We start from the raw sequence: 14,030 nt of genomic DNA, 5'->3' as shown, positions 1-14,030 counted from the left end.
TTTGCCCATACATGCCCGATTGTGCAGGGCGCGGGCAATATGGCCCGACGTTTGGCAGATAAAAACGACATTGCAGATATTTCTGGGGCTGCGGCTTGTGGTTTGATGCAGCCAACCAAGGGAATTTCCTTGCCCAAAGGTTCTTTAGGTATTTGGGCCAAGATGAAATGAGCGGTCAGCGCGATTTCAACGGGGATATGAGCGTTGAAAGGGTGAAGGCAAGGGCGGCGACGGCGATGATCGAAGGGCCGGCAGGCGTATCAAACAGCAGCGAGAGTTGCAGCCCTGCGAGGACGGAACCTGCCCCGATGAGCACGGCAAGTACGGCCATGGTTTCGGGGCTGCGGGCCAAACTGCGGGCGGCGGCTGCGGGGATGATAAGCATAGCCGAGATGAGGAGCGCACCGACGATTTTAAGGGCGACCGCGACGACGATGGCCAGTGCTATGGTCAGCGCAAGACGCTCTCGATTGGGGTTAAGGCCAGAGGCATGGGCCAAGCTTTCGCTGAGAGTCGCGGTGAGGAGTGCCTGCCAGCGCCAGAGGAGCAACGCGAGGATAACGCCAGCCCCGCTCCAAACAAAGGCAAGGTCTTGTTTCGAGACCGCAAGGATATCGCCAAACAGCAGGCCCGACATATCGGCCCGCGCCCCCGGCACAAAGCTGATGGCGACCAGACCAAAGGCGAGGGCCGAGTGGGCGAGCACGCCCAAAGTGGTATCGACCGCCCAGCCTTTGGCCGCCAAGGTGGACACGGTCAGGGCCATGGCAAGCGCTACCAACATCGTGCCCAGCCCGATCGGCAGCGACAGCGCCAGCGCGAGGGCCACGCCCAAAATGGCCGCATGGCTGGTGGCATCGCCAAAATAGGCCATGCGCCGCCACACGACAAAAGCCCCCAAGGGGCCGGTAGCTACAGCAAGACCAATGCCTGCAACAGCGGCGCGCACCAGAAAATCATCAAACATGGTCGTGGGCCTTTTTCGCGCTGGAATGGTTGTGCCCGTGATCGTGATCGTGGTTGCAATCGGGGCCGTGCTGATGGGGCACGCCTTGGCCCGGGCCATGGTTGTGATCATGGTCGTGGCGGTACAGCGCCAGCGCGCCTTGGGTACCAAAGCCGAACAATGCGCGATATTCGGGCGCGTCGCGGACCACATCGGGCGCGCCTTGGCAGCAGACATGGCCGTTCAGGCAGATCACCCGGTCCGAGGCTGCCATCACCACATGCAAATCATGGCTCACCAGCAGCACGGCGGCCCCAGTCTCGCGGCGGACCTCTTCGATCAGCTGGTAAAAGGCGGCCTCGCCGGGTTGGTCAAGGCCTTGGGTCGGCTCATCCAAAATCAGGATTTCGGGCTGGTTCAGCAAAGCGCGGGCCAACAGAACGCGTTGGAGCTGCCCCCCCGAAAGGTCGGCGAGTTGGCGGTTTTCAACGCCAGCCACGCCGCACCGGGACAGGACTTGGGTCGCTTGGGCATCGGTGCAGCGCTTTGGCAGCGACAAAAAGCGGCGGGCCGTCATCGGCATCGGGCGGTCGATGTGCAGGCGCTGCGGGACATAGCCGATGCGCAGACCGGCTTTGCGTGTGACAGACCCCGAGGCCAGCGTCTGGATGCCCAGAATGCTGCGCAGCAGGGTTGATTTGCCCGAACCGTTTGGCCCAACAATGGTGACGATTTCGGCAGGCTCGATGGTCAGGGTGACGCCTGACAAAATCTCCGCGCCGCCCAAACGGACGGTTAAGTCTTTGGTTTCAATCAGCGTCATGCGGCGGCCTTACAATTTGGGCAAAGGCCCAGCGCCTCGATGCTCGTACGCTCAATCGTAAAGCCGATGGACTGGGCGGCAGCGGTAAGGGCGGCGCGAACGGGCTCCGCCGCGGTTTCGGCCAGCGCGTTGCAGGCGCGGCAAATCAGGAAAACAGGGGCGTGGTCGGTTTCGGGATGCATGCAAGCGGCAAAGGCATTGAGACGGCGTATTTTATGGGCAAGCCCTTGTTCTACCAGAAATTCCAGCGCGCGATAGGCAACAGGGGGTTGCTTGCCAAAGCCCGCCTGCGCCAGCCGATCCAACACGTCATAGGCGCCCAAAGCGCGGTGTTCTTGCAGCAAAATATGCAGCGCCTCACGGCGGACCGGGGTCAGGCGCAGCTTGCGCGTGGCCAAGATGGCCTCGGCACGGGCAAGGCCTGTGTTGGCGCAATGGCTGTGGTCATGCTGGTCAAACGCGTTTGGGTGCGGGGTCATTTCAGGCCTTGACATGTTATATCATAACATTGTTTACGTTATAAGATAACATATGCTACCCGAACCGGTAGCGCAATACAGGAGTTTCTTATGCGTGGTCTATACGTTGCGGCGGCCGTTTTGGCCTTTGGTCAGGCGGCACTGGCCGACACCCCCAAAGTGGTAACCGATTTCGGGCCAGTGCAGTCTTTGGTGGCGATGGTGATGGGCGATTTGGGAACGCCGGACATGATGCTGCCAAGGGGTGGCGATGCGCATGATTTTCAGCTGCGCCCAAGCCAGGCGCAAGATTTGGCGACGGCGGATTTGGTGATCTGGGTCGGGCCGGAAATGACGCCTTGGATGGCGCGCGCGATGGACAGTTTGGGCAGTGGCCTCAGCCTGCCGCTGCTGGACGCGCCCGAAACTTTGACCCGCACGTTTGGCGCCAAGGATGAGGGCGAACATGCGCATGAAGGCGTCGACCCGCATGCGTGGCTAGAGCCAGAAAATGCGCAGATTTGGCTAGGTTTGATTGCCGAAGCCTTGGCGCAGACCGACCCCGTGCAAGCCGAAACCTACCGCGCCAATGCCAAGGCCGCGCAGGCAGAGGTGACAGTGATTGAGGCAGATGTGGCCGCCGTTTTGGCGCCGATCAAGGATAAACCCTTTGCCGTAGCGCATGATGCCTATGGCTATTTCGCCGCGCATTTCGGGTTGCAAAATGAGGGCAGTTTGCGGATGGGCGATGCGGCCCCTTCAGGGGCGGCACATCTGGCCGAGCTGCAAGATCTGCTGACAGCCGACGGCGCGGTCTGCATTTTCCCCGAGGCCAATCACACCGATGCCAGCGCACGGCAAATGGCCGAGGCAACTGGTGCACGGCTGGGCGCACCGCTGGACCCAGAAGGCAGCATGCTGACGCCGGGGCCTGCGCTCTATGGCGATTTGATGCGCGGGTTGGCCCGCAGCATGGCAGAGTGCCTGTCACAGCAATAGGTTAGGCCACCCGCAGCATCACCGACCCTGCCACGATATGGCCGATGATTGCCGCGGGTTCACCTGCCGCAATCAAACCCGCAAGGACGCCTTCCGCCTGTGCCGCCGGCACGGTGGCCAGCAGCCCACCTGCGGTTTGCGGATCATACAGCAAAGCCGCACGCGGGGTATTGGGCGCAATGATCCGGCCCAAGCACAGCGCACGATTGGCAGGCGCGATCGTTGACGCGATGCCCATCGCGGCAAGATCCTCGGCCCCCGCCAGCGTAGGCACGGCATCAAGGTTCAGGTTGGCCCCCAGCCCCGCGCCATCCAGCATTTCCAGCAAATGACCGGCAAGGCCAAAGCCGGTGACATCGGTCATCGCGGTGGCGTGTGGCGCCAAAATTGCCGATGCATTTGCCGATGGGCGCAGCATTGAGGCAAAACTGCCTTCGACCACCTCGCCCAGCATCAAACTATCCAAACGGGTCGCAGCCATTTCAGCCGCGAGAATGGTGCCGGTACCGATGGGCTTGGTCAGGATAATCGCATCACCCACTTTTGCGCCCGCTTTCGTGATGGGGGTTTGCGCAAGGCCGGTAAGCGAAAACCCAATCGTCAGCTCGGCCCCGATAGAGGTATGACCGCCCAGAATATCGGCCCCAGCGGCGGTAAAAACGGCGGCCGCAGCAGATAAGATTTCGGCCAGCGTTTCGGCCTGCTGATCTGGCCCCAAGCGTGGCAGGGTGATTTGCGACAGCGCCGATTGCGGCTGCGCGCCCATCGCCCAAATATCGCCCAGCGCATGAATGGCAGCGATCTGCGCCATCAAGGCGGCGTCATTGGTGAACGCGCGCAAATGATCGGTGGTCAGCACTTGCACCCCCTGCCCCAGCTTTAAAACGCCCGCATCATCGCCGGGGCCCGAGAGCACATCGGCGCGGGTGGGTTTGGGCACGGCCTGCAATGCCGCCGTCAGGGTAGCACCCCCAACTTTGGCACCGCAGCCGCCGCACAGGGGCTTGTCGCCCATCGCCTCGGCCAGCCCGAGTGCTGCATCCTTTGGCAATTGGGGCGCGGGCATCGCGGGGTAGTCGGCAAATTCCGCCATGAACTTGCGGTCGATGCTATCTTTCCACTGCCATAGCCATGCGCCCTCAAACCGCAGGCCCAGCTTATCCGCCACCGCACGTTTGCGACCGGTCGAGATAAGTTTAAGGTAATCGCGCTGCGGGGCAAATTGGCGCATGGCAGCACCCGAAAGGGCGGCGCGCAGGTTGTGATACAGAATCGGCGCTTGGCGCACGGCAAAAACGCCAGCCTTGGGCCGCGGGGCAAAGCCCATATGCGCGCAATCGCCCACCGCAAACACCCGTGGGTCTGTGCTTTGCAGGCTGGGCGAAATGGTGATGAAACCTTTGTGCAACTCCAGCCCCGTGGTTTGCAGCCACGCCTGCGGTTGCGCCCCCGCGACCGACAGCGTGAAATCGGACGGCAGGGTTTGACCATTGGTCAAGGTAACGCTGTTGGCCGTAATAGACACAGGTTCAGCGCCGGTTAGCACAGTGATGTTGTAATGCGCGAGCTGCGCCATCAAGGCCGCACGGGCCCCTTTGCCGATATGCGGCAAAGCGGCGGCATCGCGTTCCAGTAGGGTGATGTTGGGTGTGCGCCCACTGTTTTGCAAGCGATGGGCCGAGGCCATGGCCAGCTCAGCCCCGCCCACGCCTGCGCCGATAATCACCAAATTTGGGGCTTGCGGCGCGGCTTCAACAAAATCATCCCATGCCTCGGCATAGCCGCCAAGGGGCTTCGCTGCGGTGGCAAAGTCGTCGAACCCAGCCAGATTTGGCAGATTCGACGCAATCCCGATGTCGATCGAGGCCGCGTCATAGCGCAGGCGGTGGCCGTCCCCTAGGATGACATGCTGGCTCTCACGATCAAGGCCGGTGGCGCGGCCAAGCACCACTTTTGCCCCCGCAAAACGGCCAAGACGGATAAGGTCGATCATCATCTCGGCCCGTGTATAATGGCCCGCGATATGGCCGGGCAACATCCCGGTATAGGGGGCCACCGGACCCGGATTTATCACCGTGATACGGGTGCCTGCTTGCGGGGTCATCCCCCATTTTCGCAGCACCAAAGCATGGGCATGGCCACCGCCAATCAATACGAGGTCTTGGGTTTGGGGCCATTCGCGGTTGTGCATAACATGGGCTTTCAGACTGTTTGGCAAACCCTAGCCGTGCCTTGCGCGATTGGCGATAGGACAAGCGGCCACAGATGGCTAACAGTTGCGTGACCGTTGCATGATGGCGGCCTGCGGGCTAGATTGCCGCTCGTCAATCCTTAGAAAGGGCCATCATGGCGCGTCCCTCAACCCGCCTTATGCTGAACCAAAAGCTGGCCCTGAATGGCGCGTTGACCACGTCAATTCGGGTATTGCGTTTTGATGCATCGGGGCTGACGCGCTACTTAGAAGAGCAAGCGGCAGAGAACCCGTATTTGGCCTTGGCATCGGCAAAGATAGACCCCGAGGTATGGTTGCCGCGCTGGACCACCGCCTTTGCTGCGCAAGGCTTGGGGCATGCAGGCAACCTTGATGTGGGCACGTTGTTGCAAACGCCCGCCTTGGGGTTAATTTCGCATGTCAGCGCCGAAATCACGCGGGTGGTGAAACCGGCGGACCATGCGCTAGCCTACGCGTTGATGCAGGCGCTAGAGCCGACAGGCTGGCTTGGCCGTCCTCTGGGCGCGATTGCCCATGAGGCGGGCGTAACTCTGGCCGAGGCCGAGCGAGTGCTGGCACTGCTGCAACGGATTGAACCAACAGGGGTTTTCGCACGGTCCTTGGCCGAATGTCTGCAATTGCAAGCGATTGAGGCCGAGTGTTTTGACAGTGTTATGGCCTGTGTATTAGAGCATTTGGACTTGCTGGCCGAGGGTGAGACGGCGCGCCTCGCCAAAATGTGTGATGTGGACGAGTCCGTGATTATGGCGCGGTTGCGGATGATCCGCAGTTTTGATCCCAAACCCGGCACGCGGTTTGGCCAAGACGCAGCCCCCGTGCGCGAACCGGATTTGGCAGTTTCGCGGGGGGCGTCGGGTTGGGTGGTGCGGCTGAACCGGTCGTCCTTGCCCGATGTGCAGGTGGTTGCACCCAAGGCGGACGGGCATGATGCGGCGGCCTTGACAGCTGCACGCGATTTGCAGCGCATGGTTCACAGTCGTAACCAAACCTTGCTGCGCGTCGCCCAAGACATTCTAAAACGCCAAGAAAGCGTTTTGAGCCAGGGACTTGAGACTTTGAAACCGATGACGATGCAAGAAGTGGCCGCAACGACAGGGTTAAATATTAGCACCGTAAGCCGCACGATTGCGGGCGTATCGGTGGATGGGCCGCGCGGCACAATCTGGCTGCGGGCGATGTTCACCGGCGCAGTCGACGGGGTGGCCTCGGGGGCGCTGCGGGCCAAGCTGCTGCGGCTGGTACGCGATGAAAACCGCGATCATCCGCTGGGCGATTTGGCCTTGGCCGAGGCGCTGTCAACGGGTGGGGCGGTTGTGGCGCGGCGCACGGTGGCCAAGTATCGCGGTTTGCTGAATATTCCGCCGGCGCACCGGCGCAAACGTCGGCTTGGCTAGGCTCAATCGGGGGGCCAACGCTGCCTAATCTGGCGCAACTGGGCGAATTTCGTCGTTAAAGGCTGGGCAAGGCGCAAAAATCCGGCATACATCGCGTAAAGGCCCGCTTGGGCGACAGATGGAACAAACGCATGAGCCTTTTTCTGGGTGTGGATACTGGCGGAACCTATACGGATGCCGTGATTTTGGACAGCGCAACCGACAGCGTTTTGGGCAAGGCCAAATCGCTGACCACCCGCCGCGATTTGGCGCTGGGGATTGGCCGTGCCGTAGATGCAGCGCTTGAGGCAGCCGGTGTGGCCGCGGGCGATGTGGCGATGGTATCTCTATCTACGACGCTGGCCACCAATGCTTTGGTCGAGGGGCAAGGCGGGCGTGTGGCCCTGATTTTTATCGGCTTTGACGATGGCGATTTAGAGCGTGGCGGGCTGAGCGAGGCGCTGGGTGGTGACCCCGTGATCCGGCTGGCCGGCGGGCATGGCCATGCCGGACAGGAACTGGCACCACTGGATGAGGCGGGGCTGCGGGCCGCTTTGGGTCAGCACAGCGTCATGGGCTTTGCCGTGGCATCGCGCTTTGCAACCCGCAACCCTGCACATGAGCTGGCAGCGCGAGACATTATCCGCGCCGTGACGGGGCGACCAGTGACCTGTTCGCATGAGCTGTCTGCCAATCTGAACGGGCCGAAACGGGCGTTGACGGCGGTGCTGAACGCGCGGCTGATCGGGATGATTGACCGGCTGGTGCTGGCCTGCGAGAGCCATATTGCTAAGCGCGGCATTGATGCGCCCTTGATGGTGGTGCGCGGCGATGGTGCGCTGATTTCGGCAGCAATGGTCCGTGAACGGCCGATTGAAACAATTCTGTCTGGCCCAGCCGCGTCAATCGTGGGGGCGCGGTGGCTGACGGGGGCCAATGATGCGCTGGTATCGGATATTGGCGGCACGACAACGGATGTGGCCTTGTTGAAAGACGGGTTGCCCGAGATTGACCCCTTGGGCGCGCGGGTCGGCGGCTATCGCACCATGGTTGAGGCGGTGGCGATGCGGACCACCGGCCTTGGGGGGGATAGCGAGGCGCATCTGATCACCGAAGGGTTGGAGGGCGGGTTTCGCCTTGGGCCGCGGCGGCTGATTCCGGTATCACTGCTGGCGGTTGACCACGGCGAGATGGTCCATGAGGCGCTGGACCGTGCGCTGTCGATCGATATGGTGGGCGAGCATGACGGGCGATTTGTTATACCCATGGGATTTGAGCCTGCTGGCCTGACACCGCGAGAGGCGGGGTTATTGGCGCGCATCACACAGCCGATGCCGTTGGCGCAGGCGCTGACCTCTCGGTTAGAGGTGGCGGCGATGGACCGTTTGGTCGCACGTGGTTTGGTGATGCTGGCGGGGGTCACGCCCTCGGACGCCAGCCATGTTTTGGGCGGGCTGGCCGATTGGGACGGGCTTGCCGCCGAAAAAGCCATTCGCCTGATGGCACGGCGGCGCGATGGGCGGGGCGAGCGTGTGGCGGCAGGCGCAGCGCCACTGGCCCAAGCGATTATTGACCAGTTGACCGAGCAAACAGCGACCTGCCTGCTAGAGGCCGCCTTTGGCGAAGACCCTGATTTTGCAGACCAAGATAACGTGGCACTGGCCGCCCACCCCTTGCTGCGCGCAGGGTTGAACCAGCATCGCGGCGTGATCGAACTGTCAGCGCGGATTGGCGTTCCGGTAATCGGGCTTGGTGCCTCGGCCCCCTATTATTACGGCGCGGTCGGTGTGCGACTGGGGGCGCAGATGATTTTGCCCGAACATGCTGGCGTCGCCAATGCGATCGGGGCTGTGGTCGGGCAAGTCAGCCAACGCGCGGTTGGGGTGGTGTCCTCGGCCGGTGAAGGGCAGTTTACGGCACATATGCCTTATGGCCCCGAACGCTTTGCCAGCAAAGAGGCCGCGATGGCGGCGATGCAGGCCGCACTGCTGGCCGATGCCACAGCGCGGGCACGTCTGGCAGGGGCGGATGACCTGCTGATCACCAGCGACCAAGACCTGCGCGAAGCCGAAGTGGAAGGCCAAGCGATGTTTATCGAGGCCACGCTGACGGTGACGGCCTCGGGGCGCCCCCGTGTGGCGCATACGCGGGCGGCTGCCGAACAGGGCGAGATTGACATCAAGGGCACAGTCTACCGGTAGGTTTGCATCGGCCCGTTTGCAGTGTCGGGTTTAAACTTGTCCGGTTTGGGGCGAATGCGACAAAAGCCGCTATTTCCCTCTTGACGTCAGGCGGCGGCGCCCGTAATCAGCCGCAATAAGTGGCGAGGTAGCTCAGTTGGTCAGAGCACACGACTCATAATCGTGGGGTCGAGAGTTCAAGTCTCTCTCTCGCCACCACTTCCCCCCTTCAAAGATATGGAATTGCTCCAAAGGGGGGCGTGGCGGCTTTTACTTACAGGTATCGCGGCGTTATTCACGCAGCTCTGGCATGAGGTTTTACAACCTCGGCCTACTTAAAGCCAAAGCAATTACAGGCCTCAACATCACAGGAAATGATCTGGCGAGTCTTCAAAGACTTCCGCGATTTTTTGTCACGCCGTTTTGCCCGCCAGAAAACGATCCGGCGGGCCATCAAGGCGTTTGGCATTAGGGCATCTGCGGCTCTATCGCGGCGCTGCTTTCTTTGTGCAAGCGCTTAGCGGCCATGCCGGGTTCGGCGCCCCAAACGGCGATCAGGCGGTAGAAAACCGGCGTTAGAAACAGTGTGAACACGGTGGCAAAGCCCAAGCCGCCCACAATAACCCAGCCCACGGCAATCCGTGCCTCGGCCCCCGCGCCAGAGGTGAAAATCAGCGGCAGCCCACCAAACACGGTAGACACCATCGTCATCATCACCGGCCTGATCCGCAGGCGCAGCGCGTCACGAATGGCGCTGTCGATGTCTTGGCCCGCCTCTCGCAGCTGATTGGCAAATTCGACGATCAAAATCCCGTTTTTGGCCATTACGCCGATCAACATAACCAACCCGATCTGGCTGTAATAGTTCAACGACCCACCCGTGATTGAGATGGCGATCAGCGCGGCAGCCAAGCCAAATGGCACGGTCAGCATGATTACAATCGCGCTGGCAAAGCTTTCAAACTGCGCGGCAAGCACAAGGAATACCACAACGAACGCTACGCCAAACACCATATACATCGCCGATTGGCCATCGGTCAGCGTCGCCGCCTCCCCCGTGAATTTAATACCCATGCTGTCGGGCAAATTGGTCGCGGCAATTTCCGTCAGCCGCGCCATTGCCGTACCAAGATCAACCCCTTCGGCAAGGTTGGACTGCACAGACACGGCCAGTGTTCCGCCTTGGCGTGTGATGGTGGACTGGCTGACAATCGGTTCCAACGTCGCCGCCGACGAGAGCGGAACATAAGCACCACTAGGCAAGCGCAGCGAGATCGACTCAAGGTCCGACGGGTCGTTGATTGGCGGACCGCCGGGCACAACATTCACGTTGGTTTCGGTATCATTTTCAAACACGCTAACGGCAACATCACCTTGCACCATTGCGCTAACGGTTTGCGATATTTCCGCCTCGGTCAGACCAAAAACGCTTGCCATATCCGGATCGACGCGCAGCTCAAACTGGGCTTGCACAGCGTCATCCGACAGCTGCGGATTCAGGAACATGTCGTCTTGGCCCATAGCCGCGACCAAGCCATCGGCAGCGGTCGTCATCGCCACGACATCCTTGCCAGTCACGGCAAATTGCAAGCCCCGACCCGCGCCGCGAATGTTAAGGCTGTTGGTTGAACGCGCGCTCACCTGCACGCCCGGCACTGATGACAACTGGCTGCTAATGCTGGCCATAATCTCGGATTGCGAGCGTTCGCGCGCGGTCCAATCGGGCAAGCGCACGATGATAAAGGCACTGCTGCCACCGCCAACGCCAATGATGCTTTGCACAGCATCAATTTCGCCTGTTTCGCGGTAGGGGTCCAAAATCGCCTCAATCTGCGCGACTTGGGTGTCGAGGTAATCCACCGTGGTATCCGATGCGCCCCGCGCTTGGATCAGGAAAAACCCGCGGTCTTCATCGGGCGTGATGCTAGACGAAAGCGTGCCTGCAACCCCTGCCGAAATGATGACAAACCCGCCTGCAATCGCCAACACAATCATCGGCGCGCGGATAGCTTTATCCATCACCGTGTCAAACGTGCGGGCCATCCAGCTTTGTTTTGGCACGGCTGTTTCCTTGGGGTCCGGTTTTCCGGGGTCAAGAAACGCGGCCATGACAGGTGCCAAGGTCAAGGCGGTGATCGACGACAGCGTAACCGCAAAGGCCAGAACAAAGCCAAATTCGCTGAACACACCGCCGGCCTGACCGGGCAGAAACGAGATTGGCACAAACACCGCCGCCAAGGTGGCCGTGGTGGAAATAACGGCAAAGAACACCTCATTCGTGCCTTGTGCCGCAGCTGCAAACGCGCCCAACCCCTGTTTGCGTTTGCGCACGATGTTTTCGATAACCACAATGGCATCATCAACCACCATGCCCGTTGCCAAAACCAGCGCCAGCAAGCTGATCGTGTTCACCGAAAAGCCGGTTATCCAGATTGCCGCGATAGTTCCAATCAGGGCTACAGGGATCGTCACTGCCGGAATAATCGTTGCCCGCACAGACCGCAAAAACGCAAAGATCACCGCGACAACGATGATCGTTGCCAGCACGATCGACATCAGCACCTCATTGATCGACCCTTCGATAAACACGCCGTCATCTGAAGTGATAAGCAGATCAACCCCTTCGGGCAGGGTTTTGCGCAGATCGATAACAGCGGCACGCACCGCTTTGGAAATTTCCAGCGTGTTGCCAACCGATTGGCGCGTGATATCCAGACCGATCGCCTGCTGCCCGTTGACGCGCGAAAAAACGTCACTGTCCTCGGGCATCAGGCGCACAAAGGCCACATCCGACACACGCGTATTGGTATTGATTGGCACCTCGCCAACGCTTTCGGCCGTCACAGCCGGATTGCCCACCCGCAAGGACAGCGTTTGCGATTGCGAGGCTAAATCGCCCAAGGGCGTGTCATCGCGCAAGGATGCCAAGGCGTTTGACACGTCAAACACGGTCAAGCCACGGCTTAAAAGCGCGGGCATATCTAGGGTTACCTTAAACTCATTCGCGCGGTCGCCGCGTGTGGTGACCTCGGCAATCCCGTCGATGGTGGACAGCCGGTCATAAATCGGGCCTTCGGCAAGGGCGGTCAGCGCGTCAAAGTTCAGATCGCCCAAAACCGCCAACCGGATAATCGCGTCGGCGTTGCTATCGCTTTTGGACACGGACGGATCATCATCCAGATCACTGGGCAAATTGCGCAAAGTGGCCGACACAATCTCACGCGCTTCATTGGCCGCGACGTCGGGATCGGTGCCTTCCGACAAGTCAATCGTGATCCGGCTTGATCCAGCGGTCGAAGTGGATTCGATGTAGGACAGCCCCTCAAGCGCGCTCAGCGCGTCTTCCAGAACTTGGGTGACTTCTTGGTCAACGGTTGATGCAACCGCGCCATCATAACTGGTCCGCACCGACAGCACCGGCTGGTCAACATCCGGCATCTCGCGCACATCAACCGAGCTAAGCGCCGCCAGACCGGCGATCAGGATAAGCAGGTTGATAACGATGCCAAAAATCGGGCGGGCCACAAACAGGTTTGTTCCGGTCGGTTTGCCTTGCGGCGCTTGGGGCGCGCTCATTTGGACGCATCCTGTTTGGCAGGCTGACCGGGCGCTTTGGCGGCTCCATCAGGCTTTTGGGCTCCATCGGGTCTCTTGGCGCCGGGCGTGGTAATGCGCGCGCCCTCGCGCAGTTTTTGCGCGCCTTCGGTCACAACCATTGTGCCCACATCTATTTTGGCATCGACCCAAACCGTATCATCGCGGCGGAACAGGATCGTCACGGGCACTGCTTTGGCAACCCCATCAGCATCTACCCAAACATTCGACCCACTGCGCGACCACGCAATCGCCGTAGACGGCAGTGCCGCCATCGGTTCGCTTTCCTGGGTCAGCCGCACAGCAAAGGTCATGCCGGGCCACAGCAGATTATCTGGGTTCGCAACCTGCGCTTTTACGGTCACGCTGCGGGTCACGCTATCAATGCGGCTGTCAAAGGAAACGATATCGCCTTCAAACACCCGCCCGCGAAAGCTGGCCGTGCCGACAGAAACCGTTTTTGCCTTTTTCAACAAACCAATGGCCCGTTCTGGCAGCTCAAACTCGACAACCAGAATGTTCGATTGGTCAATCGTTGAAATCACAGTGTTCGCCGTCAGCAAGCTGCCCACCTCAACATTACTTAGGCCCAACTGCCCAGCGATAGGCGCGCGAATAGTACGATCATCCAGCGCTACTTGGGCCAAGCCAACCGCCGCCTCGGCCAAGCTTTGCTGGACGCGCGCCTCGGACAAGGTTACTTCGGTAACGGTCGCATTGGCACTGGTGCGGATCCGCTCATAGCGGGTCACGGTATCGCTGGCCTGTTTCAAATTGGCTTGGGCAATTTCAAGGTTCAACGCTTGGGTCCGCGCATCGAGGCGCAGCAGAACGTCGCCTGCGGCAACGGTGCGGTTGGCCGTAAAATCTGCCTCGGTCACAGTGCCCGATGCGTTCGATGCCACATCGATACTGCGAAGGGCCGTTGCGGTGCCTATCGCATTCAAGGTGCTCTCATAGGGTTGCAAGGTCAATGCTGTCGTCACAACGGTCGTCGCCCGACCTGCACCGCCCCCCGGCCCGCGTGCAGCACCCGCCCCCTGCCCACCACCGCCTGCGCTCGGTGCGGCCTTGCTAGTGCTTTCAGGACTGACGCCTATCATTGCCGCAACAGGGGTCGGAAGACCAAACGTCACAGCATAGGCCGCAGTAAGGATTGTCACAGCAACAACCAGCGTTAATATTTTCCGCATCAAACAAACAACCTTTGCATAGAGTTTCCTTGGTTAAACGCCGCAGCTTGCCGTTTCCGTCGCGGAAAATTTGCGAATTAAACCGGAGTAGATGACGCCCAAGCGTTTTGCCCATTTTGATATAAAACACAAACCGTCACGGCCAAACGCCAAGAAAGCTTGGCTTGATGTTAGGTTTTGCGAAACATTCCGCTTTCTTGCCACCAAACAGCGCCGTTACGTTCCGCCTGA

Annotated in this window: 10 protein-coding genes and 1 tRNA gene; 5 read left to right on the top strand and 6 right to left on the bottom strand. The window is 60.4% G+C overall.

The genetic code is table 11. From position 1 onward, the window contains the following. The first annotated feature begins 39 nt into the window (after positions 1-39). Positions 40-171 (top strand): hypothetical protein, encoded by a 132-nt coding sequence (locus tag ACEN2J_RS04550; RefSeq protein ID WP_442103655.1) that lies wholly within the window; start codon positions 40-42, stop codon positions 169-171. A gap of 4 nt (positions 172-175) precedes the next feature. Here ACEN2J_RS04550 and ACEN2J_RS04545 read toward each other — a convergent pair whose 3' ends face one another. The 3 genes from ACEN2J_RS04545 to ACEN2J_RS04535 are packed head-to-tail and all read right to left on the bottom strand — an operon-like array spanning position 176 to position 2,248. Continuing rightward, positions 176-967: a metal ABC transporter permease gene (locus ACEN2J_RS04545; protein ID WP_442103654.1), complete on the bottom strand. Its 792-nt coding sequence runs from the start codon at positions 965-967 to the stop codon at positions 176-178. After that, positions 960-1,769, bottom strand: a complete 810-nt coding sequence (locus ACEN2J_RS04540) for a metal ABC transporter ATP-binding protein (RefSeq protein WP_442103652.1) — start codon at positions 1,767-1,769, stop codon at positions 960-962. Before ACEN2J_RS04540 ends, ACEN2J_RS04545 begins: the two co-directional genes overlap by 8 nt. Further along, the gene (locus ACEN2J_RS04535; protein WP_442103650.1) at positions 1,766-2,248 is read right to left on the bottom strand and encodes a transcriptional repressor; all 483 of its coding nucleotides are present in this window, start codon (positions 2,246-2,248) and stop codon (positions 1,766-1,768) included. The genes ACEN2J_RS04540 and ACEN2J_RS04535 overlap by 4 nt, the downstream gene beginning before the upstream one ends. A gap of 90 nt (positions 2,249-2,338) precedes the next feature. Here ACEN2J_RS04535 and ACEN2J_RS04530 point away from each other — a divergent pair, with 90 nt between their 5' ends. Beyond that, on the top strand, positions 2,339-3,226 hold the full coding sequence (locus ACEN2J_RS04530) for a zinc ABC transporter substrate-binding protein (protein ID WP_442103649.1): 888 nt from the start codon (positions 2,339-2,341) through the stop codon (positions 3,224-3,226). 1 nt (position 3,227) lies between these two features. Here ACEN2J_RS04530 and selD read toward each other — a convergent pair whose 3' ends face one another. Then, complete coding sequence (gene selD / locus ACEN2J_RS04525) at positions 3,228-5,417, bottom strand: selenide, water dikinase SelD (protein WP_442103647.1); 2,190 nt, start codon at positions 5,415-5,417, stop codon at positions 3,228-3,230. A 155-nt stretch (positions 5,418-5,572) separates the two neighbouring features. Here selD and rpoN point away from each other — a divergent pair, with 155 nt between their 5' ends. The 3 genes from rpoN to ACEN2J_RS04510 all read left to right on the top strand — a co-directional run bounded on the left by rpoN (position 5,573) and on the right by ACEN2J_RS04510 (position 9,231). Further along, positions 5,573-6,853, top strand: coding sequence for an RNA polymerase factor sigma-54 (gene rpoN, locus ACEN2J_RS04520; protein ID WP_442103645.1), 1,281 nt, complete (start codon positions 5,573-5,575; stop codon positions 6,851-6,853). A gap of 131 nt (positions 6,854-6,984) precedes the next feature. Further along, the gene (locus ACEN2J_RS04515; protein WP_442103644.1) at positions 6,985-9,033 is read left to right on the top strand and encodes a hydantoinase/oxoprolinase N-terminal domain-containing protein; all 2,049 of its coding nucleotides are present in this window, start codon (positions 6,985-6,987) and stop codon (positions 9,031-9,033) included. Between the two features lie 121 nt (positions 9,034-9,154). Then, positions 9,155-9,231 (top strand) — tRNA-Met (locus tag ACEN2J_RS04510). A gap of 249 nt (positions 9,232-9,480) precedes the next feature. On the opposite strand, the gene ACEN2J_RS04505 is transcribed toward ACEN2J_RS04510, so the two are convergent. Then, positions 9,481-12,588, bottom strand: coding sequence for an efflux RND transporter permease subunit (locus tag ACEN2J_RS04505; RefSeq protein WP_442103642.1), 3,108 nt, complete (start codon positions 12,586-12,588; stop codon positions 9,481-9,483). Then, positions 12,585-13,799: an efflux RND transporter periplasmic adaptor subunit gene (locus ACEN2J_RS04500; RefSeq protein WP_442103641.1), complete on the bottom strand. Its 1,215-nt coding sequence runs from the start codon at positions 13,797-13,799 to the stop codon at positions 12,585-12,587. Before ACEN2J_RS04500 ends, ACEN2J_RS04505 begins: the two co-directional genes overlap by 4 nt. Positions 13,800-14,030: the final 231 nt, after the last annotated feature.

The organism is Pseudorhodobacter sp. W20_MBD10_FR17 (assembly GCF_052119765.1).
Lineage (GTDB): Bacteria > Pseudomonadota > Alphaproteobacteria > Rhodobacterales > Rhodobacteraceae > Pseudorhodobacter.
Note: the sequence above shows the minus strand (reverse complement) of the source record. Positions and strands in the feature narration are given on the sequence as shown.